This is a genomic window from Acinetobacter sp. BMW17, assembly GCF_001592855.1.
GTDB lineage: Bacteria > Pseudomonadota > Gammaproteobacteria > Pseudomonadales > Moraxellaceae > Acinetobacter > Acinetobacter johnsonii.
The window spans coordinates 48,227-70,894 of record NZ_LSOD01000048.1 but is presented as its reverse complement, the minus strand read 5'-3'; the positions used below and the strand labels follow the sequence as shown (position 1 = coordinate 70,894).

Annotated in this window: 21 protein-coding genes and 1 pseudogene; 4 read left to right on the top strand and 18 right to left on the bottom strand. The window is 41.1% G+C overall.

The window, feature by feature from the left end; all coding sequences use genetic code 11:
* Window positions 1-603: 603 nt before the first annotated feature.
* From AXW61_RS17715 to AXW61_RS16480, 3 genes and pseudogenes are all read right to left on the bottom strand, one after another.
* Window positions 604-1,689 (bottom strand): annotated as a pseudogene (locus tag AXW61_RS17715) (nitrite/sulfite reductase); the annotation flags it as partial.
* A gap of 69 nt (window positions 1,690-1,758) precedes the next feature.
* The gene (locus tag AXW61_RS16485; RefSeq protein ID WP_062035344.1) at window positions 1,759-2,580 is read right to left on the bottom strand and encodes a hypothetical protein; all 822 of its coding nucleotides are present in this window, start codon (window positions 2,578-2,580) and stop codon (window positions 1,759-1,761) included.
* A 294-nt stretch (window positions 2,581-2,874) separates the two neighbouring features.
* Complete coding sequence (locus AXW61_RS16480; RefSeq protein WP_062035342.1) at window positions 2,875-3,336, bottom strand: Lrp/AsnC family transcriptional regulator; 462 nt, start codon at window positions 3,334-3,336, stop codon at window positions 2,875-2,877.
* 108 nt (window positions 3,337-3,444) lie between these two features.
* Here AXW61_RS16480 and rarD point away from each other — a divergent pair, with 108 nt between their 5' ends.
* A complete protein-coding gene (gene rarD, locus AXW61_RS16475) occupies window positions 3,445-4,350 on the top strand; it encodes an EamA family transporter RarD (RefSeq protein WP_058952246.1) in 906 nt (301 codons plus the stop codon).
* Between the two features lie 159 nt (window positions 4,351-4,509).
* Here rarD and AXW61_RS16470 read toward each other — a convergent pair whose 3' ends face one another.
* Complete coding sequence (locus AXW61_RS16470; RefSeq protein ID WP_058952247.1) at window positions 4,510-5,421, bottom strand: LysR family transcriptional regulator; 912 nt, start codon at window positions 5,419-5,421, stop codon at window positions 4,510-4,512.
* 96 nt (window positions 5,422-5,517) lie between these two features.
* Between AXW61_RS16470 and AXW61_RS16465 the strand changes: the two genes are divergently transcribed.
* Window positions 5,518-6,771, top strand: a complete 1,254-nt coding sequence (locus tag AXW61_RS16465; RefSeq protein WP_062035340.1) for an MFS transporter — start codon at window positions 5,518-5,520, stop codon at window positions 6,769-6,771.
* Window positions 6,772-6,784: 13 nt separating this feature from the next.
* Entirely contained in the window at window positions 6,785-7,120 is a 336-nt protein-coding gene (locus AXW61_RS16460; RefSeq protein WP_062035338.1) for a gamma-glutamylcyclotransferase family protein, read from the top strand.
* 122 nt (window positions 7,121-7,242) lie between these two features.
* On the opposite strand, the gene AXW61_RS16455 is transcribed toward AXW61_RS16460, so the two are convergent.
* The gene (locus AXW61_RS16455; RefSeq protein WP_062035336.1) at window positions 7,243-9,147 is read right to left on the bottom strand and encodes a 5'-nucleotidase C-terminal domain-containing protein; all 1,905 of its coding nucleotides are present in this window, start codon (window positions 9,145-9,147) and stop codon (window positions 7,243-7,245) included.
* A 272-nt stretch (window positions 9,148-9,419) separates the two neighbouring features.
* On the opposite strand from AXW61_RS16455, the gene AXW61_RS16450 reads away from it, so the two are divergent.
* Window positions 9,420-9,890 (top strand): spore coat U domain-containing protein, encoded by a 471-nt coding sequence (locus tag AXW61_RS16450; protein ID WP_062035335.1) that lies wholly within the window; start codon window positions 9,420-9,422, stop codon window positions 9,888-9,890.
* 21 nt (window positions 9,891-9,911) lie between these two features.
* Here AXW61_RS16450 and AXW61_RS16445 read toward each other — a convergent pair whose 3' ends face one another.
* The 13 genes from AXW61_RS16445 to madL all read right to left on the bottom strand — a co-directional run bounded on the left by AXW61_RS16445 (window position 9,912) and on the right by madL (window position 22,552).
* A complete protein-coding gene (locus tag AXW61_RS16445; protein ID WP_062035334.1) occupies window positions 9,912-10,889 on the bottom strand; it encodes a spore coat U domain-containing protein in 978 nt (325 codons plus the stop codon).
* Window positions 10,880-13,228, bottom strand: a complete 2,349-nt coding sequence (locus AXW61_RS16440; protein ID WP_062035332.1) for a fimbria/pilus outer membrane usher protein — start codon at window positions 13,226-13,228, stop codon at window positions 10,880-10,882. Before AXW61_RS16440 ends, AXW61_RS16445 begins: the two co-directional genes overlap by 10 nt.
* Before the next feature lie 27 nt (window positions 13,229-13,255).
* A complete protein-coding gene (locus tag AXW61_RS16435; protein WP_062035331.1) occupies window positions 13,256-14,005 on the bottom strand; it encodes a fimbria/pilus periplasmic chaperone in 750 nt (249 codons plus the stop codon).
* A gap of 43 nt (window positions 14,006-14,048) precedes the next feature.
* Window positions 14,049-14,576, bottom strand: a complete 528-nt coding sequence (locus tag AXW61_RS16430; protein ID WP_171254098.1) for a spore coat U domain-containing protein — start codon at window positions 14,574-14,576, stop codon at window positions 14,049-14,051.
* Between the two features lie 704 nt (window positions 14,577-15,280).
* Complete coding sequence (locus AXW61_RS16425; RefSeq protein ID WP_062035327.1) at window positions 15,281-16,198, bottom strand: acyltransferase domain-containing protein; 918 nt, start codon at window positions 16,196-16,198, stop codon at window positions 15,281-15,283.
* Entirely contained in the window at window positions 16,176-17,054 is an 879-nt protein-coding gene (gene mdcB, locus AXW61_RS16420) for a triphosphoribosyl-dephospho-CoA synthase MdcB (protein WP_062035325.1), read from the bottom strand. The genes AXW61_RS16425 and mdcB overlap by 23 nt, the downstream gene beginning before the upstream one ends.
* The gene (gene mdcG, locus AXW61_RS16415; protein WP_062035323.1) at window positions 17,032-17,712 is read right to left on the bottom strand and encodes a malonate decarboxylase holo-[acyl-carrier-protein] synthase; all 681 of its coding nucleotides are present in this window, start codon (window positions 17,710-17,712) and stop codon (window positions 17,032-17,034) included. Before mdcG ends, mdcB begins: the two co-directional genes overlap by 23 nt.
* Window positions 17,713-17,722: 10 nt before the next feature.
* Window positions 17,723-18,439 (bottom strand): biotin-independent malonate decarboxylase subunit gamma, encoded by a 717-nt coding sequence (locus AXW61_RS16410; RefSeq protein WP_062035321.1) that lies wholly within the window; start codon window positions 18,437-18,439, stop codon window positions 17,723-17,725.
* A gap of 4 nt (window positions 18,440-18,443) precedes the next feature.
* Window positions 18,444-19,331 (bottom strand): biotin-independent malonate decarboxylase subunit beta, encoded by an 888-nt coding sequence (locus AXW61_RS16405; protein ID WP_062035319.1) that lies wholly within the window; start codon window positions 19,329-19,331, stop codon window positions 18,444-18,446.
* Between the two features lie 3 nt (window positions 19,332-19,334).
* The gene (gene mdcC, locus AXW61_RS16400; RefSeq protein WP_062035317.1) at window positions 19,335-19,643 is read right to left on the bottom strand and encodes a malonate decarboxylase acyl carrier protein; all 309 of its coding nucleotides are present in this window, start codon (window positions 19,641-19,643) and stop codon (window positions 19,335-19,337) included.
* Window positions 19,644-19,648: 5 nt separating this feature from the next.
* The gene (mdcA, locus tag AXW61_RS16395) at window positions 19,649-21,304 is read right to left on the bottom strand and encodes a malonate decarboxylase subunit alpha (protein ID WP_062035315.1); all 1,656 of its coding nucleotides are present in this window, start codon (window positions 21,302-21,304) and stop codon (window positions 19,649-19,651) included.
* A gap of 21 nt (window positions 21,305-21,325) precedes the next feature.
* Window positions 21,326-22,087 (bottom strand): malonate transporter subunit MadM, encoded by a 762-nt coding sequence (madM, locus tag AXW61_RS16390; RefSeq protein ID WP_062035313.1) that lies wholly within the window; start codon window positions 22,085-22,087, stop codon window positions 21,326-21,328.
* Window positions 22,088-22,150: 63 nt separating this feature from the next.
* On the bottom strand, window positions 22,151-22,552 hold the full coding sequence (madL, locus tag AXW61_RS16385) for a malonate transporter subunit MadL (RefSeq protein ID WP_062035311.1): 402 nt from the start codon (window positions 22,550-22,552) through the stop codon (window positions 22,151-22,153).
* Between the last annotated feature and the right edge of the window lie 116 nt (window positions 22,553-22,668).

The following is a 22,668-nucleotide window of genomic DNA, read 5'->3' as shown; positions in this document are numbered from 1 at the left end:
AAGTGAAAAACCAGCCATCAGGCCAGATGCCATAGGTAAATGCATCACACTGTCTTGTGGAAAGACAAAAACCAAAAATGGAAAGGCGTATACCGCAGGAATGCGTATATCAAAGAGCTTGAGCAAAAGAAACATCAAGGGCATATATATGAGAGTAAGCAGTATCCAATCTTGAATCCACAACTGCATAAGCACGGCCATTGAAATCGACAGTGTCAACACAGCAACCTGCTTAAGGCACATTTTCAACGAATACATCATCATATTTAATGATTCATACACCACCACTGTAATCGGCGGAATCAGTGCCATCGCTTCAACCTTGAAAATAGCGGCGAGTGCAAAACCGATTAAGGTAATACTGGCATATACACCTATTTTTCGTCGATCAAAATTGCCTTTTCTCTCCACACCTTGGTTCAGTTTAAAGAGCACTACACCCAACATTAGGATAAAACTAGTGGCAAAAATCGAAATCAAAAACGATATTTCATAGGCTTGGGTCACAATAGGCAAGAAACCCGTGGCCAGTGCAGGCGGCAATATATAGTTAAACATCCGCATCACAAGTAACATGGCACAGAGAACCAAAACCAGTTTGAACAGATATGAAATTAAACGCATTTCATCGGAAGTCATATCACCCGGCGCCACACCCACACCCGCCCGTTTTAAGCTGATCGTAACGATGCGGTAGCCCGCGACTTTATGTGCATGGGTATTGATATTGAACCAGTGTTTAAACTTCGGATACTGTTGGAACAACGCCTCAAAATTTTCCGCATCTAAAGCTTCATAGGCAAACGGTCGAAATACGGCATCCATTTGCGCTAAAACACTAGGCTGAATTTTGAGCAGTGTTTGAGTATGTGCAAACTCAGCTTCAACTTTTTCCGCGAAGCCCGCTGGAGTGAGGGCTTTCACTAAAATTTTAATACGCGCTTTGTATTTATTATCACGGCGACCATGCAAGTTATAGACGCGCATGATGGCATCTAAATAGGCAATTAAGTCTTCACGGGCTAAAAATGGCTTAATCACATGTCCCGCTAAAGGTGTACGTCCAAGACCGCCGCCGACTTTAATTTGATAACCTAACTCCCCCGCTTCATTTTCCACCAGATAAACACCAACATCATGGAAAGTTGTGGCAGCACGGTCTTGTTCAGGGTGTGCACAGACCGCAATTTTAAATTTACGCGGAAGGAATGAAAACTCAGGATGGAAGGTACTCCACTGGCGAATCAGTTCACAGGTAGGACGTGGGTCTGTGAGCTCGCCTTCAACGACACCTGCATACTGGTCTGTGGTAGTGTTTCGAATACAGTTGCCACTGGTCTGAATAGAATGCATGTGTACCGTAGCGAGTTCCTGCAAAATATCAGGAACATCTGCAAGCTGCGGCCAATTCAGTTGAATATTTTGACGTGTTGAAATGTGCGCATAACCACGGTCATACTTCTGTGCAACCTCAGCCACCTTCCGCAATTGCACTGAGTTCATTAAGCCATAAGGCACTGCCAAACGTAGCATGGGAGCATAGCGTTGAACATATAAACCATTTTGTAAGCGTAAGGGACGATATTCTTCTTCAGTCAGTTTCCCCTCTAAATAACGCTGGGTTTGGTCGCGAAACTGTGCGACACGTTCATTTAATAAATTTTGATCAAAGTCTGTATATAAAAACATGGGGATGACCTAGGTATATGCATCAATATGAAAGAAAAGCTGTCTTGAATGGCGCATCAAAAATGCAATTTAGGCGAAAAAAGTCGCCTGCTTTCGGGACACGCCATGTTGTAAACAGGTCTGCATATACTCGGCATAGACCGATAACTTTTCATAAATATGCTCGGCATAGAACATATCTTCAACCAACTGGATCGCTTGCTGCTGGTTATAACTACCATAACTCAACAATAACTGCGCATTCAATGTGGCGAATTTTTCACATAAATCGATATATTGCTGATCTTTGTTTTTAAAAAACAATTTCCGCATATTCCATTCACCGCTGTCGATAATGGCATCTTGCGGATGGAGAGAAATATAGTTAATTTTGACTTTTAAAAACTGTTCCAGCTCTGCAAGTTTTTGTGTATTGAGCACCAATGATGTCACCAAAAAAATCTGAGAGACATCAGTTCGACATAGTGCTTTGATCAATGAAAAATAGAAAAAATCGACATCATTAAATACGCTATCACTCAAATCTAAATAAACATTGAGTGCCTCAAGCACATCATCTATTTTTAGGTTTTGTTTTTGCTCTGCTTGATAGTAACGATTGAGGATATTGAGTACGGTTGGCGTTGCAGGGCTGCTATAAATCACAGGATGGTTCAAATTTGCCAAGATAAAAGGCGCAAATAAAAATGCGACCTCCGCGTGTTCTGCTTGAATGGCAGACTGCACGATATACTGAACTTTAGCGCTTGAAAAATCTCGTAAAACTTTAGCACGCAGCAAAGTCGCTTCTAAGTTTAAATACTGCTGCGCAAGTAGATGTTGCAGTTGATCCGAAAGACCCTGCCCCTCAACCAATTCAGAAATTGTATTTAGTTGCTGTGTTATAAACATTACGCCACCATCAAGATTGTGATCCCTTCTTGAGTCAAATTTTCAGCTAGTTTAGTGTGAATGAGTAGCTACAGTAAGGCTTGAAAAAACTATAACAGCGTGCCACCTTTTCAAGTTTTATGGGCACAAAACCATAAAAATTAGAAAAATAAATTCGCTATTTAAATAGAAGCCAATCCCATCATGACGTTATTTTGAGTGCCTAAAAATTCAGCAATTACTCTTCATTTTCCTATTTCAAGCAGCCCCTTTAGCCATTGAATATAAGGTGGAATCTAGAAAGGAGAATAAAAGTTATGGCTGACAAGACACCTCTAAAGTTGTTTTGATCCGTTCTAACACAACAGTGGTTTTAAACCATTGCACATTGACATTATGATGAAAAAGCTGATCACATAAGGCTTGAAACCGACTCATACTTGACACCAAGAGTACCAACATAAAATCCGCCTCACCTGTTACGTAATAGCACTGCTGTATTTCTGGAATTGAAAAACTTGCTTTCAACTCCTCAAGGTCAGTCACGTGGGTTTGATTGACACGAACCTCGACAAAAATCGTAATCACTTGTCCCAATTTGTCTGGATCAAGCACCGCGGTATTGCCAATAATATAGCCACTGTCTCTTAATTTTTGAATGCGACGTTGTACCGAGGCCGTTGATAAATGCACTAAATCGGCCAACTCTCGAAGTGGCGTTAAGCAATCTTTTTGCAAATGCTCCAATAAAGCGAAATCAAATTTATCCAATTGCATGAGCAGCTTCCTGCGAGAAATTTTCTCATTCAAACTAATGATTACAAGCCATTTTATCAAGAGTATTGCAATAAAATATCATCCATTCATCCTGTTTTAGAACCGCCTATGTCTACGCATTCCAATACAGCACTTGGCATTAGCTTAAATGTCACGGCCTCGGTATTATTTGCTTTAATGTTTGCCTATACCTCACTTTTGGGCACGTTGGCGGGTACAGAAATATACGGCTGGCGCATTGTATTGACTATTCCATGTCTAACACTTTTTATTTGGCTCAAAGGCAATTGGTCTCAGGTGGTTGTTATTTATCGCCGTTTCTACCAAGAGCGCTTTTTCTTTTTAACGCGAATTTTATCTTCGTTTTTAATTGGGATTCAGTTGTGGCTATTTATGTGGGCACCCAGTCATGGCTATGGACTGGATGTTTCACTCGGTTATTTTATGATGCCGATTAGCATGGTGATTGTCGGTCGCATCGCATTTAAGGAGCGAATGTCACGCTTTCAGCAACTGTCCTGTATTTTTGCAGTGCTGGGGATCTTGAATCTCTTAGCCATTTCTCAAACACTGAGTTGGCCCACTCTGCTGATTTGCTTAGGTTATCCAATCTATTTTTGGCTCAGACAAAAAACGGAGACGAATAATATAGGCGGACTTTGGTTTGACATGATGTTGAGCCTCCCTGTTTGTATTTTCTTTATCATGCAAGGCAGTATCGTCACAGAAAGCCTATCTGAAAGCGCACATACGCTTTGGCTCATTTCAGGACTTGGACTAATCAGTGCGCTGGCTTTAGCATTTCAGTCCTTGTCTGCCCCGCATTTAAACTTAAGCCTGTTTGGACTGTTGGTTTATGTTGAACCGATATTGTTAGTGGCCGTTTCAATCGCCTTAGGGGAAAGCATTACTTCAGCAGAATGGCCAACCTATATCGCCATTTGGCTCGCAGTTTTTACCCTCATGCTTGAAGGATTACGCAGCTTTAAAAAGAATCGTAAACTTGCAGCATAGGCATTTTTTATGCATATTTTCCTCTAGATCGCTTAAATTTAGCCATCTAGACATGCTTTGGTGCTGAATCGAGAACTGACTTTCTGATCGTATTTAAATGGCTATTTGACTCCATGAGTTACGTGCTGACAATTTATATTTAAAACGACATAGAGTGAATTACAGTGAACCTTTTAAATGATAATGCTGCCTCACAATACTATTCAATAAACTAGAAAAGTTGATTGCAGGTTGGCTATGCAAATCCGCCTTGAACGCAATACCGAGTCCAATCGTAGCGGTCTTATTCTTCAGGTATTTATATTTAATCCCTTCAATTTTGAGCTGTTGAGTAGACTCAGGCACCAAAGAAATGCCCAAATTTGCCGCAACCAACGATAAAATTGAAACAATCTGAGGGGCTTGCTGTCCAATTTTAGGCGTGAAGCCATGCTGTTGGCAGCTATTTAAAATCGCGGCATACAGCCCTGCACTCACCTCTGGTGGTGAGACAATAAAGCTTTCATGCTTAAATTCTGCCAAATCTACTACCTCATCTTCTGCTGGATATTGAATCGGCAAGGCAGCAATCAATTTTTCATCGATCAAATTACGAATCGTAATGGCTTTAGGATACTGTGCAGGTGGTCGCACAATCGCAATATCTAATTCATTATTCAATAAACTTTCAATCAAAATCAAAGAATTGGCTTCTTTAAATACCAAATTCACCTGAGGGTATTGCTGTTGAAATGCTTGAATGGCGGTAGGAATTAAAGAGTTTAGAATTGAGGTGCCTGTAAAGCCAAGCCGCAGTTCTCCCAATTCACCATTTGCCGTACTTTGGGTCAATTTCACCGCATTTTTCAGTTGGTTCTGAACGGGCAAGACCATTTTAAGAAAAGTTTCCCCTGCTGGTGTCAGAGCTACACCATGAGAGTATCGATAAAAAAGTTCAACACCGATTTGCCTTTCCAACTTTTTAATTTGCATACTCAACGGCGGCTGACTTATGCCAAGACGCAAAGCTGCTTTAGAGAAACTTTGCTCTTCCGCGATAGCAATAAAATATTGAATATTGCGCAGCTCCATATATTAAAGCTATACCATTATTGAGTTATATATATTATACATATACAAGTATAGTTCTTAAAATAAAGCTTCTCTCCATTTTAAATCAGCCAAGTCATGAAACTGAGCTCTTCATTAGACGCAGATTGGTCTACCCCTCAACAGCCGATTCCGCAGACCATCAGCCAAGGTACAGTTGAGTATAAAAGAGCGGGCATGGCGCTGTTTTTGTTGGGCTTTGCCAGTTTTTCACTGATCTATTGCGTACAACCCTTACTGCCCAACTTAAGTCAGAGTTTCCATATTGTACCCAGTGCAAGTGCGCTAGCACTGTCGTTAACCACAGGCTTTTTGGCTATGTCGATCGTGCTATCCAGTGCCTTTTCACAAACATTGGGCAGAAAAGGTCTGATGTTTTTCTCTATGCTTTTGGCTTCTATACTCAATGTGGTATGCGCGGTTTCACCGAGTTGGCATGTGCTCATGGTTTCAAGAAGTTTAGAAGGTTTTGTTCTAGGTGGAGTTCCCGCTGTTGCAATGGCTTGGATTGCAGAAGAAATTAGTCCCAAAAACTTAAGTAAAACCATGGGGCTGTATATTGCAGGCACAGCATTTGGCGGCATGATGGGACGTGTTGGCATGGGCATTTTGACCGAGTTTTTCTCATGGCGTATTTCCATGGCCATTCTTGGCGGCATCTGTCTGTTCTGTGCGTTTGGTTTTTTGAAACTCTTACCCAATTCACGAAATTTCATTGCCCAGCAAGGTCTCTCTTTTAAGTTCCATCTACATGCATGGTATGCACACTTGAGTCATATCCGCCTGCTAAAAATCTATGGGATTGGCTTTTTACTCACCAGTGTATTTGTCACGCTGTTTAATTATGTGACCTTCAGACTGTTTGCAGCACCCTATCATTTAAGCCAAACTCAGATTAGCCTCATTTTTTTATCTTATAGTTTGGGTATTATTTCCTCTTCGATTGCAGGCAATATTGCAGACCGAATAGGCAAAAAGCAGGTAATGATTTTGGGCTTTTTGTGCATGCTTTTAGGTGTACTACTCACTCTTTCTGCCTCGTTGTTTTTGATTATTCTCGGGATTGGCTGTGTGACCACTGGCTTTTTTATTGCCCATGCCATTGCTAGCAGTCGAGTTGGAGAACTCGCGACATCCAATAAAGGTCATGCCACTTCCTTGTATCTGCTTTTTTATTATTTAGGTTCAAGCATTGTAGGTGCGTATGGTGGAAATATCTGGCAAAGCCATGGCTGGAATGGCATCGTTATATTAAATATTTTTCTGATTCTAATTGCACTCATCGTTATTTTTTCAATAAAACCGCTTCATTCTCCACCTGTTACCCATTAGGAACATCTACATCATGCAACAACACTTATTTGTCTATGGCACCTTAGGGCCAAACAAACCCAATGCTCATATTTTAGAAGTGATTGCTGGTACATGGAGCAAAGGTTCTGTGAAAGGTTTGCTTAAGGAAGCGGGTTGGGGTGCAGAACTTGGCTTTCCTGGGCTAATGCTAAGCCCAGATGGACCACCTGTTGATGGATATATATTTAGTTCAGAGCAATTAGATACGCTGTGGAACAGCTTAGATGAGTTTGAAGGAAGTGAATATCAGCGTGTTTTAACTGAAGTCACTTTAGAAAATGGGCAAATACAACAGGCTTATGTTTATGCGTTGAATCATCTTGCATAAACCCAACCTCACATACAATGCTAAACCAAAAATCAGATACATTAAATTGCAGCATTAAGGTTTGATCTTAGTGTTTTAAAAAGTCAGCTGAACCCAACTGACTTTTTAAATATAAACTAAATTTACTCTTTATAATTTTGCGTACTGTAGTGTTCGACAGGCAAACGCGTTAACACTTTTTGCCCTTTAGCACCCGGCATACCTTCTACATACTGTAAAAAGGCTTCAGCATAATCTAGACCCACATCGACTCGACGTGCCCCAGTAATGCCCTTTAAGCTGGTATAAAAGTCTTGCCCATCAGCAAGGAAATTAATAGTAATCACTTGATAGGTTTGATTTACATTTAAAGGCAAATACTGACCATCAGCATTTCGCACCTGTAAGTTCGATACACGCTGGCCTTTGGCTTGGGTTAAATCGACATCCCACTTTAAGCCCCCTGTATATGGATAACTGCCTGTGTTGTTCAAAGCTACAGCATCAATCGCATCTTCTAAAGTTGACTTAATTTCCTGCCCTGTGGCTTGTAATTGCACCAATGTATTTTTAAAAGGTAACACCGTATAAATTTTCTCAACCGTAATATCGCCTTGGGGTACATCAACCCTGACCCCACCACCGTTTTGAATGGAAATATCTGCATTAAAATACTTTTTGCCTTGCTGTAAAAAGGCTTCTGCTACCAACTGTTGCACATCTCCACCATGTTGATTGGTAAAGTCGGCTTTATTACAAATATCACCGAGGCTTGAGCGTGAGGTATCTTTGGTTGTTCCAGGAACGCGACGTAAGCAAAGATTGCTTTCAGCCCTTCCCACAATTTCTTTGCCCAATAGATTTTTAGCCACTTTATACGGTTCTAAAATACTTAAAGCCATCGTATCAGGCTGTACAATCCGTAAAGCATTGCTATTTTCCACATCTTGCCTAATATGCGCGATTTCAGTTGTATTCAGTAAAACGGCATCTTTTGCGGTACGTTTAAAATCATCACCAATCAATACATTGGCCTTACCTGCGCAAGCATCAACTTTACCATTGGCATCAAAGTTGACTTTTAACTGCCCCACCACATAAGCATATTGCCATGCTTGCACTACACAAACTTGATCACCCTCTTTATTTTTCAATAAAGTGGGATAATCACCTTCAGGGGTGATGCCATAGTTCTTCAATTTTGCATCGGCCAATAAAGTATGCGAGTCCCCACCAACAATTACATCAACGCCAGATAACTGCGTAGCCAGTTCTTTTTCTGCACCATAACCCAAATGAGACTGCACGATAATTTTATTAATCCCTTGTTGCTTTAGTTCATCAATATATTTTTGTGCAGTGGTGACTTCATCCTTAAACAAGGTATCTGAGTTTGGACGTGATGCATTTTTAGTTTTATTAGCAATGATTAAGCCAATCAATGCAATTTTTTGGCCTTCTTTTTCCATAATGGTATAAGGTCTAACGAGATCAGTTCGATACAGCGGCGAACCTACACCAAACTCAACATTTGCACTGAGTACTTGAGTTTTCGTTTTACAACTGCCTTTGTTGTTTAAGAAACCTATAAATTTTTGTAGACCCGTATCTGTATTATCAAATTCATGATTGCCTAAAGTCAGTGTATCAAAACACACCGTATTCATTAGATCTGCTTCGGCCTCACCCTCTTTCAAGGTGAAATAGAGATCACCTGTAATGGCATCTCCCGAGTGAATTTTGATTGCATTTTTTTCACGATTGGCCAACTCATTGATCAACGCAGTCACCCGCGCAAAACCACCTTTCGCAACTTGGATTTCTTCACGCTTCCCTGCAGAGGTTTCTAACATTAATTTGAGCGTCTCTTCATCTAAATGTGAGTGGCTATCGTTAATGTGGATGAGATTCACCTCAAGTGCTTTATTCTGCTCAACGGGCGCAGTATTGTCTTTGTTATCATCATTACACCCTACAAGTAATGCACTGAAAAATAATAAACCACAGGTCAGACCTGAAGTTTTAACGGGCTTATTTCGAATAATCACAGCTGTCCCCAATGTTTATTTATTAAACAACCATCATGCAAGGACACCATTTAAAATTCGTGACACGCGTAGAATATTCTTGCCAATATCTGCATATTTTGATCTTTATACGATTTTTTTATTCTTATGTAACGCTAATTTTACCAAGTGATTAAATATGACTCATTTATCCGATCATTATGTAATATAGATCATAGTAATCAACGTTATATTTCCCTATATTAGTCATATAACTATTGATAATGATCCTAGTCTCATGGAGACAAAAAATCATGAAACTTTTTAAATATTCTTTTGCAATTTTAGCCGTCATTTCTGTTTCGGCTTACACCATGAGTGACCGCCAATCCTCACAGTTCCAAGTGAAAATGCAAGTTACTGAAATCTGTGATATTGGAACAGGAACCACGTCGGATATCGATTTTGGTACAGTGACTCGTAATGCACAGAATGTGCAAGCGACAGGAAGTCTAAATGTTTATTGTACCAATGGAACACCCTATAACATTGCGTTAAACAGCAACGGCAGCTTAAAACATAACAATGATGTTTCTATACAAATTCCTTATCAGCTATACCAAGATGCCGCGATGAGTAAAGAATGGGGAAATATTGCAGACAATCGTTTGTCTAAACAAGGCACAGGACAAACGCAAAATATTACCATTTGGGGGAAAGTACCGAATGCCAATGTTCCTGCGGGTCAATATAGTGACAAAGTGACTGCAACCATTACCTATTAAAACACTCCAATACTTTCAAGCTTAATAGGTTAGAGTTACCGTGATTGTGTCAGAGTATTGGCCAACACTACTGATCGGTTGCACTGGAACAGCTGCATATACTGGGATAGTTTGACTATCTACCGCATAAAAAACATTGCCTTGCCAAGTTTGAGAACGGCTAGCGTCTCGGTATAAGTTATATCGAATATAGTCGCCCAAAACATTTCGCATTCTTCTTTGTTGGCCTTGGGCATTGATGCCATTATCCAGACTGACTTGCATACTGGCCCCCGTTGGACAAGCCAATTGAATCGAACCATAACCCATTAATGGATTATTCAAATGCTCGACTGCTCCAAAGTCAATGTCCGTTGCAGACTGAATCAAACAGCTATTTTCATAATTAGAGTTAACAATTAGGTTGTTATTTCCTGTATTTGAATTTGCAAAAACTTCTTCATTGCTTGGTGTTACGGTACCATAACGAAACGCAGAATAAAGTTTCAAATTTACACTATTCGTCGTATAACTTCGTGCAGGAACTACTTGCCCAGCGAGAACCTGACCATATATTTTAATTGGCGTACTTGGATTTCCTTGCCCAGCCTCTACCTGAAAAGTTTGGCACTGGGCTTGATTTCTACGATCTGATCCTGGAATTTTATATGCTCGTGCAGCATCATAGTACAAATGATACTTCAGTAAAGTTTCAGGATTATAGCTAATCATACTGCGAGGATCATTGCCTGAAGGGCCTGTACTGTCAATCACTAAACACATTTTATACGTGATTGGTTGACTCCAATTAGAGTTACAAGTGACCGTTACATCCGTCGAAACCATCGAAGAACCTTGGGCATTCGATGTACCTAAACTTAGAGTAGCGCCACCAATCCAGCAGCTTTCTGCATGCGCAGGCGAATAGATCAACCCACAACTAAAGAGCAACAAGCCAATACAAACCAAATACTGGCTAGAATAGTTCATTTTAAACCAGTGACTGTAGTTTACTGACATACGATTTCCCCCAAATCACTATAACCATTCAAAGTTTCAATATCGGGTAACTTCACGCGACACTGATTGAGTTGATCGCCTATATATAGCGTATTACTTTTTACATTATCTAAATACACCATACCCTCATGCGCTACAATCGTCGTCGGTTGCTGTTGCGGTGTCGGATTTTCTTGCCAAACTGAAGTGCCAACACTTAAATTTTTCCCTAAGGAATCGACCGCTTGAAATTGAACGGTTTTCACTTGATACATCGGGAAACGAATAAATACCCCACTCGACTGTCGAGGTACTGCATCTTGCTGTGTAGTTTCAATTTTTAAGTTGATAGGTAAATCTAAAGTATCTACCGCTACACTGTTGTGTTGATATGGATTTAAATGGTCAAGTAATAAATAGCCTTTCCGATTTGTCTTACCTATTAAACGGTTTTCCAAACGTACAGGTACATCTGCAACTTGATCTGTTGAGACAATTGCAAATGAGCCATTACCTAATCGTTTAGGCAGGAATGTATCTTTTAGAATGACCAAGCCACCATTTACAGAAGCATAGGCACTGGTACTATTTTGTTGATCTGATGCGGTATGTTGCACATTCAACTGTGCTAAGCCATAACGTCCCAAATAATCAAGTTGTCCCTGAAACTGTGAGTATTGTTCAGTCTGGTTCGCTAAAGCTTGCCAGCCTAAACCACCTTGGTCTTGGTCCACTGCATGTAGGACATTGAGTCCAACTTGGTTTTGATCATTGCTACGCTGTGCTGTCATGGTTGCAGAATTGCGTTTTGCCCACGGAAAATTAAAAGACAAGTAATAGCTATTTTCTTTATTTAAAAGGTCACGGCTATAGCTTAAGCCCAAGTTCATGCGTCGCGGTAAAATATAAGACCAGTTGAGTAAAACAAAACGACTACTGGCTTGATCAACATACTCCTGCTGAATATAACTCCCACCAAACTGACCAAGCTGGGTATTAAACCCCATATAAAATTGATCAGACTGACTGGCAAATGTCGCATCATTCAGACTTGCAATATCATTGAATTGTCCAAATTGACGTAAACCATTGTAGTTTAAACTGATTAGCGCAGAGTTCCAGCTATAGCCTAAACCTAGTAACTGCCCTTGTTGCTCGGACGTATGGCTATAAGCATAAGAAAGGTTAATTTGCCCTGCGCGTTTACCTAATTGATAAACCGTGCCTAAACCTATTTGTTGCAGCTGTTCTGTCAGTTCAGCATGTGTCTCGACCGTAAACGTATTGCTCATGCCGTAACGATAACTACCATTAAAGGCTAGATCATCGGCATAATCAAAAGAAGAGATACCATAGTTCAGCTTCGGATAGCCCAAATTCAAAGACCAATCATTTAGCCCCTGTGCCAGTAAATGATTGGCGCGATACAAAGAAAAATTTTGGACTTGCTGCTGACCATTAATATCGGTAATGACCATTTGAGCATTACCTGCACCTGTAATACTCGGTATCGTTTGTATATCGAACTGTCCTGGTACCACATTTTGCGAGGATTGCTTAATGCCGTTAATAATCAGGTCAATTTGTGAAGGCAAAGCCACCTGACCTTTAAAACTCATTAATGGCGTTGTCACCATATAAGGCTGTAATGCAAAATTTTTAGAGATGCTTAAACCACTTAAACGTGTAGACCGTGTCCATGTAAGCGCATCAGTTTGAGCATCCCCCAGACGTAATCGAAGCAGTTGATCTGGAAAGTCTTTTTCCCAATAAGTATCAAGTATTTGGCTATCTGTAAAAGTATGATCCCGATATTGATAGTTTCCTGACAGACTCAACACTCCATCAAACAAGCCAAAATAACGTAATTCATTCCAGCCATTAAAGGAAAACGTATCATCCGTTTGTTGAGCAAATGCTGTGTAATTAAGCAATGCTCCTTTTGTTTCTTGTAATGGGTTGATACTAGCCGCAGGTAACGCTTGATAGCCGTATTGGTTCTGTCCAGCCAACAACTCTATCGGGACTTGTATCGATATTTGCTGATTTAGATCATCATACTGATAACTCAAACCATTGATTTGATCTAGGGCAATATAATTTACCTGATCAATGATAGTTTTCGGTGCATTCGTGTGGATGGCAAAATTATCTAAAGATGACTGATCAATATACAGCTGCTGACCCTGTTGCAGGAAGTGACCAATTTGAGACTGAACGGACTGATTCAGCTCTACATCCAAATACAAATCTTGTTGAACTTCGTTCACCAACTCTGGGGAATTCGACACTGCAAAAGCTGAAGGTGCTACCGCGATGATTACTCCTGCACATAGTAAGTCACCAATTCGAACACTCAATGATAGAACTCCCAGAAATATTCTATATCAAGGAGATATAGGAAGTTCTTGTTCACGAATATCCATATTCACTACGGCAACAAATTTTCCATTGGGTTTGACATTTATTGGAGTAGGAATAGACCACTGCATCGTTTGACCACTCAACACATAACCCATCAGTCCCATTTGTATCGGTGTTTTATGCCCTTGCGCATCCACGTAAGCAAACTGGCTAAAACGTTTATAGTGCTGTGACTGGTTGCTCACTGTTAAGGTGTTTGTGCTGTATTTAAAAGTCATCCCTTTTAATGAAGTCAAACCTTGTTGAACGGGTTCAGAGGATGAAGCTTTAAAGAAAACAGGAATCGAATATTTAAGTAAAAGTTGAAGTCCACTCTGCTTTTCTAGTTGCGGATTCGGTAATTCATCCACGATTAAACGATAAGCCTGTTCAGATGAATTATTGCCGGCATTGGCACGAATGAGTCTGACAAGTTGTCTCTGACCTGCGGGAATCGTAAGCACCATTGGGCTTGCTATCAGGTCTTTGGATGGTATCAAAATATCTTGATGATTACTTTGCGTCCACGTATTAACTCGAACTTGACCTCGGATAGCTCCATCTCCAGTGTTGGTTAACCAGAGTTCTTTAACTTTTTCTTGAGGCGAAAATTCCAATAAAATAGGCGCAACCTGCAAGCTTGCAGCATACGCCTGTGTCATAAAAATACTCGTTGCCAATACACCCAAGCTACACTTGCGTAGTACACTCGACAAACGTGGTGTATTTTTCATGCCGATACCCTTTTCGTGAAGAATATCTGTACGATAGCAAAAATTAATACGTTACTGTAGCAATAACCGTATCGCTATATTTACCCGCACGAACGTTGGTCGAACCTGATACTTTAGCAATTACGGGAATCGCTTCTACGCTACCAGAACCCAAACCTGAAAAGAGGTTATTGTTGTTGTTCCATTCCTGCGTATCACCAGTTTTTTTGAATAGTTCGTAAGCAATACTAGATGACTTATCTGTTTCATGGGTCATTTTCCCACTACCCGCTAAACCAATGTCGTATGGCGTTGATTTCGTACAAGTCACATTTAAATTACCAGTTTTATCACCTGCCGTTGCCCCACTGTTTACCTGAGCAAAGTCAATATCAGTGGCATTAATGGTACATGTAGAAAGAATTTCAATTTTTACATTAAACTGAGTATCTGTAGTTTTTTTTGCTACAGCAGGAGCTGCAAAAGCTTGACCTACAAAAAGAAGCCCAGAAGTAGTCAATAATGCAGTAGTGATAAAGTTTTTCATAAACGCCCCAAGTATTAAATCAGATAGCCAAAAAGCAATCGTCATGAACAACATTGCTTTTAATCTTTACCCTTTTAATTTGATGAAATTTCATACACATAAAAAAGCAAATGTGAAAATTATCACATTTTTTCTATTTTTCAAGAGATTTTTATTCTTTTTAGTATTTTTTGTCATAAATATCATTATTTCGTAAAATAAGAAGTCGCAAGTAGGCTAATCTGTCTTAAGCTTAGAAATCCAATTTTTACATTTCCAACAAAAGCGATATCAAAACAAATACATTTATAAATTTATGTTAACTGCACACATTTGTGTTTTAGTATATAAATATTATGATCTGTTATATCAGAAAGTTATCGTAAATTGCTGCCAAATACTGATTACGATAATCTTTAAATATTTTTAAAATCAACTATACAAATCAAAAAAAACTTATTCTTTTATAAAAAGGCTTTCTCTTAATTCTTACTAAGATGTAAGCAAAGACCCTTCATCTTTGCTAAAACAAGAATCAATACTAGGATTAGGCTTTGATCATTTAAAAATCATACTGTTCAATTAAACATTTAGGCTTTGGATAATTTCCATATTAATAACCAGCTAATATCACATCATCTCTTTATAGAGTGAACTTTACTCTTAAATAAAAATGTTACTTAAATGCTCTCGATCTAAAATATTGTATTGCATCTATCTTCAAAAATTATTGAATACCTATTCGTCTATTATTTTTTATAATACCATCATTATTCTACATGCAATTTTTCTAACCATACCTGCAATCCAGACCAACTTTTAAAATCATCCACCGCACGTACGATACAATTTGGATTGCGTTCTAATAGCATTTTACTTAAGACGCTGCCTGGCCCAATTTCTAACACGACATCAGGCTGATTTTCTTGTATTGCACTTAAACAGGCATCCCAATTAATCGCATGATTCATTTGGTGAATTAGCGCGTTCACTGCGTCTGTGGTCTTAAAAAATTTATGTCCACCCGAACCACTAATCATGGCCGTGCATAAACGAGCAAAATCTTGCTGCTGTAAAACTTGCCGATACGGCTGAACCACAGCATCCATACATACGGTATGCGATGCAATAGTAACATTCAAGCGTTTAACAAAACGTGTTCCTCGCAATTCGAGTTGCTGAGCAAGCTGCTGTAAATTAGCATCAGCCCCACCCACGACAAAACTACTATCACTCATTTTGATGGAAAGTGCAGTTGAGGTTTCAGTCAACAACGCTTCAAGCGTATTGAGATTGATACCCTGAATAGCCATTAAGCCACTTGCGTGCTGAGTGGTTGAAGACATCAACGAGGCACGCTGCTGGGCTAAATACAGGCCTTGCTCCAAACCAGTTTGTGTTGCACAAATGAGTGCACTTAACTCTCCGAGTGAATAACCTGAGAAGCTCATAAGGTCTTCAATCTCAGGTTTTAACTTTTGCCAACGACACCATTGCAAAGCAAAAATAAAAGGCTGCGCGAACTCATTCTGATACAGATCTGCTTCGGTTAAATCGGAACAAAATAGCTTCGGCAAATGCTGCTTTAAAATATCTGATACATGAAGCTCACCAGCTAAAGTCAGCAGCTCTTGCACATGCGCTAAGCTTTGGAGCCCTTGCCCACTAAATATGATTGCAAAATTCATGTTCCACCTTCAGCATGAATAAAGTCACTCCCAATAAATCGGCACTGCCTCCCGGGCTTAAGCGATGCTGAACGAAATAATCTTCCACTTTAGCCACATCTTGCATCCAATTGTGTTGTAACACACCACCACGGGCCAAAAACTGCTTGGCTAGATCCTGCACAATATACAAGGCAGATAAACCACCGCGCCAAACAATATTAGTATCTTGTACATAGGCCATAAGACTGAATAAAGTCTGAATTGCAGCCTGTTGTGCATTGGCTGTTTTGGCATAAGTATCAATATACGTTGGTATGGCAACATCCATCACCGTTTTAAAACCTGAAGCCACTTCTTCAATCGCCCCTGTGATGCCATATTGACTCCGCATGCGTTGCCCATGACTGTTGGGATTTCGCTCTAAATGATGTAACAGTTCATCCTGCCAAATGCTTTGAATTTTTTGACTGATTGAGCCTGCATTCAACGAACTATCAGTTGCTAGACATTGCCCGACTGCTGCACTGGCAAAACCCAAATTAAAAACTGCCCCTTTATGGGTATTGATCTGCTGAGTTGCAGCCATCATTTTTTGTTCAGCTAAAATGCCACACTGTCGAATCTCTTCAAAATTGACATCACGATAGCCATTCAAACATTGCGCCTGAAAATAGCCCTGTAAAGCATCCACACTACACTGGAACAAGCTAAAGTCCATATCACGATGACTGCCCTGCGAACTTGGACAAACCAAACCGGGCTTATGTTCTAAACTGGCTTCATCCAATAACGCCATACATGCCAAACGGTCTAATGTTTCAGCAGTATTGACAATGTTCGGACATAAAACTTCATGCGGTTGTAGCATTTGCATATTCAAGCTTCCCTTCGAATAATTGTTCTAATCTCAGCATCTCGACACGCTGAATTCCTTTGACAATCACTTGCTGGTTCATTTCAGGAAAAACCGCAATTAACTCATTAAATGATACATGCCAGTCCGGATGGATATGAATCTCGCCATCTAAACGGATAGAACTCTGGGTTTGGACTTGTTGAATGAACTGTAAAATTTCTGGTACATCATGTTGATGCTGTGGATACAACAACAGATCTAAATCTGAAGTCGGCCTGACATAAGTCTCCTGCGTGAGAGACTGGTAGGCATAGGAGCCATAAACATACACTTTGCAACCCAATTGTTCTAAGTTGTCTGCAAAATCACTCAGCACTTTAGCTTGTAGGAGCTGCGAGTCAGCTTCTAACAAAGCCTGTAGAGAAAGCGGTCGAGTAATCTGCTCGATCTCGTGTTTCTCTACTAAGCACGCCACACGATATTTATAACCCTCAAGCAAGCAGTTGATCGCCAGCTTCACTTGTCCCACATCCACATCTTCCTGCCGACAAACGGTCATTGGAATATATTGGCTCAGCAGCTGATACACCTTTTGTTTCACTGTTTCTGGTAAAGAAACATCTAAAAAATGTAGGGTTGCTGAATCACGAAGATAAGCTAAGTCATGACGATCCATATCTGCTTCCTTAACTGTGGACAACTTTCTCAATAATGGTATTACATAGCACACGCCCTTGACGCTGCTGCCCCACCACACGGCGTTGATCTGTCAGATAAACCTCAAGATGTTGTTGTTGATTTAACAATGCTTGGCTGACCCAGTCGGTCTCCAAATCTGGCCAAATGGCATTGATTGTGCCCATTTTGTAAAAGTTTTCTGCCCCTGGTGCAAAGATGGCTGAGCTTTGCGACAGTTCTTTCAGTTTTTCTACAGGAATTTTGGTTACACGTGCCATCGCGTTCAGATCCATGACTTTGACCTGAGAATCACTGAGTGCATAGACTTCGTTTGCCATTAGGCCATAAGAGAGAAAGCCGCCACTGACCGCTTGACCAAAAATAATCGCGAGGTTGGCATGCCCACTTCTACGCAATAGATCAACACAAGATGCCAAATGCGCGAAGGTACGGTTTAAGCAGAGTAACTCATCGGCACGGGAAAGATCTTGGCCTTGCGTATCCACAATAAAGACCACGGGAGTTTGATTGCCTTGTTGTACCAAATTCAAAATTTCTGAGGATAATTGAATAGCAATGTCTTGATTAATAGGTGCTGCATTAACTGTACCCAAAATCCGTACTGGACCTGCGTCCGTCTGAGCATTGCCCTTAATCACATAACCTTCGATCTGATAATCCAGTTGACGCGGAAACAACTGTTGTAAAAGTAATTCTGTATTCATGAGCTCATCCTTGCTTTAACAACACAACTTCATGGGCAGACAACATCGGAATTTTTTCTGGCTGTGAAATTCCCATGTCATGCCAAATCTGTAAACCATCATTTTTACCAAACCAGCGTTGGTACTGCTGCTCAAGCTGTTGCTGCTGTTGCAATAATTGTTCTAAATCTAAAGAAGCAGCCTTGGCGTCTAGTTGCGTTAAAATCGCATCACGAATATCTGCAATATCATCCTCAACCAAAGCCTGTACATGGTTCAGTAAATAACGATGTTTACCACCTGTAACGCGCCACACTAAAGCACGGTCTTTCGAGTCAAACTCTTCGACGCCTTTAACTGTTTCAATCACTTCTGGCCCAGACAATGCCAAACGCCCTTCTTCCGTCATGATGATGGCACTACTCAAACACGCACTGATGCCCATCCCGCCGAAAGCACCACAGGTGCCGCCAATCACGGTAATAATGGGAATCCCCGCATTTCGTACTTGCAACATGGCACGCATAATTTCGGAAATGGCAATGAGACCAGCATTGGCTTCATGCAAACGCACGCCGCCTGAGTCGACAAAAAACAGTACCGCTTGCGCTTGATCTTGAATGGCTTTATGTAAGAGACCGACAATTTTTGCCCCGTGGATTTCACCCACAGCGCCCCCCATAAACTGGCCTTCTTGCGCCATGATATGCACTGGTGTTCCGTTTACACGCGCTGTACCAACAATCACGCCATCATCAAAACTACCCGGAATATCCAAAGCAGACAGGTGTGGGCTGACTTCAACTTCAGTCGGCTTTAAAATTTCATTAAAACTCTGAGCATCAACGACTGCTTGAATACGCGCACGTGCGGTTTTTTCATAAAAACTGTTTTTGAGCATCACTTGATCCATGTTCTATACTCCCTTAAACATAGATATTGCTTGGCTTAAGCGTAGGTTCACCACTGCTGGGGTTGCACCCATATCATTTAACTGAAATTTAAGCCCTGCTACTGCATGACGTTGTGCAAACTCATTCAGCACAGACTGCCAAACATGTTGAAAACCGACGGCTGATGTCGTGACTTCAATCTGACAAATATCCGCCTGATCATGCTGTGAAACTAAGACTTCTAAATTTCCAGAACCAACCACACCACAAATAACAGCCGCTTGTTCAGCGCTCAGCGGTGTTGATTGCAATTCAAATTTTAATTTTTCCATGTCGATCACCAATTTCTGAAACGGCTTGGCGGGTTGTATAAACCACCTGACCATTTAACTAAATCTTTTACTGATTTTGCTGCCAACAAATCACGGCTGACTTGGGTGGGATCAATGCCTAAATCTTCTGGGCGTTGAATAATCCCACGCTTGCGTAACTCATCCACTTTGGCCGTATCGCGTTTCATGCCAACAGGGGTATAACCTGCAACACCACGGATGGCTTGCTCGCGTTCTTCTGGTGTACGACACAACAACAGGTTGGCAATCCCTTCCTCCGTCACAATGTGTGTGACATCTTCACCATAAATCATGATAGGTGGCAGTTCGCTGTCCATTTTTTCTTGCAATTGCCACGCATCAAGTTCTTCGACAAAAACGGGATGCATATGCTCACGATAGGTTTCAACGGTTTGCACCACCAGTTTGCGACCTTTAATGAGTTTGCCATCCACTGCTTCACGGCCTGCTTTGGTATAGGCATAACTGGCATGACGACGCCCGTGCGGATCAGAACCCATATTCGGTGCACCACCAAAACCAGAAATACGGTCTACAGTTGCCGTAGAACTGTTGCCTTGTAAATCAATCTGTAAAGTCGAACCAATGAAGAGATCGCAGGCATATAAACCCGCAGTTTGACTAAAAGCACGATTGGAACGCATGCTGCCGTCACTGCCTGTAAAAAAGACATCTGGACGTTCTTTAATATAGTCTTCCATCCCCACTTCAGAACCGAAGCTATGGATCGAATCGACAAATCCACTTTCAATCGCTGGAATTAAAGTCGGGTGCGGATTCAAAGCCCAATTGGTACAGATCTGTCCCTTTAGTCCTAAGGATGCCCCATAGGTAGGCAGTAACAATTCAATTGCCGCGGTATCAAAACCAATACCATGGTTTAAACGTTGAATTTGATAAGGCGCATAGATGCCTTTAATGACCATCATCGCCATTAAAATTTGCACTTCAGTAATTTGTGCAGGATCACGGGTAAACAACGGTTCTATATAGTTATGCTTGGGACTTTCGATATAAAAATCGACCCAATCCGCAGGTACATCGACACGCGGTAACTTATCGACAATTTCATTAACCTGCACAATCACAATACCGCTTTTAAATGCTGTCGCTTCAATAATCGCGGGCGTATCTTCCGTATTCGCACCTGTATAAAGGTTGCCCTCACGGTCAGCCGCATGTGCCGTAATCAGGCAGACATTTGGCGTCAGATCGATAAAGTAACGCCCATACAGCTCGAGGTAAGTATGGATCGAACCAATACTGATTTTTTGCTGCTGAACCAATTGTGCTAGACGTAAACTTTGTGGGCCTGCAAAGGAAAAATCGACCTTAGAAGCAATGCCTTTTTCAAAGACATCAATATGACTGGGTAAAGCCAATACTGACTGCACGATATGTAAGTCATGAACCACCTCTGGATTACACTGACTTAAACTCTTTGACAAAAAGTCGGCCTGCTTTTGGTTATTACCTTCTAAACAAACGCGATCACCACTGGAAATTACCGTTTCCAAAAGTTCAATCACCCGAGCATGCTCAACTTGTTTTGCAAAGCCTTTTTCTTTGGCAAGATTCAACTTTTCTTGTCTACGGGTGCGCTGCTTATCCCATAAGCGCGTCTTAACCATTTGGTTCATGGGGTCACCTTTATGCTGTGCTTAGCCGAAGATGGCATTAATTGTGAGAAAAAATACAGAGGGTCCAAGTAAACAACCAAGACCGGTATAGAAGGTTGCGACCAATGCACCATAGGGTACTAAACGCACATCAGTTCCCGCCAAACCTGCTGCTGTACCACTAGTCGTTCCCGCCATTCCACCAAAAACCATGGCAGAACGTGGACTTTTGAGATACATAAATTTTGCGAACAACGGCGTACCCACCATGAAAAACACCGCCTTGATCAAACCAATTGCAATCGATAATGCAATCACTTCTGAGCTTGCACCAATGGCTGAACCTGTTACTGGTCCAACGATATAGGTCATCGCACCTGCGCCAATCGTGGTCATCGAAACGGGATCTTTATAGCCCATCAACCACGCCACCATTGCACCAATCAAAAATGGAATCACGCAGCCAAGTGCAAGCGCGATCAAGCCCACCTTTCCTGCTTTTTTCACTTCTTTGACGTCGACTTCAAACGCCGTTGATGCGATGGCCAAATCACGAATCATGGCACCACCGAGTAAAGCAAAACCTGAGAAAATGGCGATATCTGAAATGCCCTTTTCACCTTGAGTATAAATCCCTGCAAAATAAGCCAAGACTAGCCCCATAGTGATGGCGATGGCTGAGCTTTGTAACTTCCCTTTGGTAAGATATTTCGACAAAAGATGCGACACATACATCATCAACCCAGTCACTGCGAGCGCCGCGACGAGGGAATTTTTGGTAAAAACCGTAATTATTTCTTCCATTGCGTTTCTTCCTTGTAACCGTACAACTGATTGTTATTTCGTGTTATGACAACACCCTTGTCCTTAAGCGGCTTTTTCAGTCTGCTCTACAGCCCATTCATAGCTGTCATAATCGCCACTGGATTTATTCAACCAACGAATCACCAAGACGGTACCAATCAAAGATGCAAGCGAAACAATCAGACCTAACATCCCGCCCGACATAGCAGCAACTACGTTTTGACCTGCCGACATGGCAACCACAATCGGGATATACATACCTGACCAGTACAACACACCAAATTGAGTCACTTGTGGTAAGTGCCCACGTTTAGCTAACAGTTCCTTCGATAGAATTAATAAAATCATGGCGATGGCCACACCACCTACATTGGCTTGGACACCAAGGGCAATCCCGAGGGCATTGCCTAGATAAACACCAAGTAAATGGCAGACTGCCAATATGGCTGTTCCGTAAATAATCATTGCTGAATCCTCCCTGGATCATGCAGCGCTTCTAATAATCTGACTTATAATTTGCTATAGTTATAGCTTATCTGTATCCAGTGTACAATGCTTTGTACTCAAATAAACATAAATTG